Origin of the sequence: Shigella sp. FC1544, assembly GCF_001722145.1 — a bacterium.
Classification (GTDB): Bacteria; Pseudomonadota; Gammaproteobacteria; order Enterobacterales; family Enterobacteriaceae; genus Escherichia; species Escherichia coli.
Window position 1 is genome coordinate 1 of sequence record NZ_MECT01000347.1, and the last position, 899, is coordinate 899.

Here is an 899-nt window from a genome sequence, read left to right on the forward strand (position 1 = left end):
TCCATCGCGATCGGGTGGATCAGGGTAACAACCATTTTGATGTTGTCGCCCGGCATTACCATCTCTACGCCTTCCGGCAGTTCGATGGTACCAGTCACGTCAGTAGTACGGAAGTAGAACTGCGGACGGTAGCCTTTGAAGAACGGAGTATGACGGCCGCCTTCATCTTTGGACAGAATGTACACTTCAGATTCGAACTTGGTGTGCGGCTTGATGGTGCCCGGCTTAGCCAGTACCTGACCACGTTCGATTTCTTCACGTTTGATACCACGCAGCAGAACACCTACGTTCTCACCAGCACGGCCTTCGTCCAGCAGTTTGCGGAACATTTCAACGCCAGTACAGGTAGACTTCTGAGTCTCTTTGATACCAACGATTTCAACTTCTTCACCAACTTTGATGATACCGCGTTCTACACGACCGGTAACAACGGTACCACGACCGGAGATGGAGAATACGTCTTCGATCGGCAGCAGGAACGGCTTGTCAATCGCACGCTCTGGTTCCGGAATGTAAGAATCCAGGAAGCCAGCCAGTTCCAGGATTTTCGCTTCCCACTCTGCGTCGCCTTCCAGCGCTTTCAGAGCAGAACCACGAACGATCGGAGTGTCGTCGCCCGGGAAGTCGTACTGAGACAGAAGTTCACGAACTTCCATTTCAACCAGTTCCAGCAGCTCTTCGTCATCAACCATGTCGCATTTGTTCAGGAACACGATGATGTACGGAACGCCTACCTGACGACCCAGCAGGATGTGCTCACGAGTCTGCGGCATCGGGCCGTCAGTCGCAGCAACTACCAGGATCGCGCCGTCCATCTGAGCAGCACCGGTGATCATGTTTTTAACATAGTCGGCGTGCCCCGGGCAGTCTACGTGTGCGTAGTGACGGGTCGGGGTGTC

The 899-nt window shown here is 53.8% G+C and carries 1 protein-coding gene; it reads right to left on the reverse strand.

Going from position 1 to position 899, the window contains the following annotated elements:
- On the reverse strand, window positions 1-899 hold an 899-nt coding region (gene tuf / locus BGK49_RS16110), incomplete at both ends, for an elongation factor Tu (protein ID WP_047204602.1).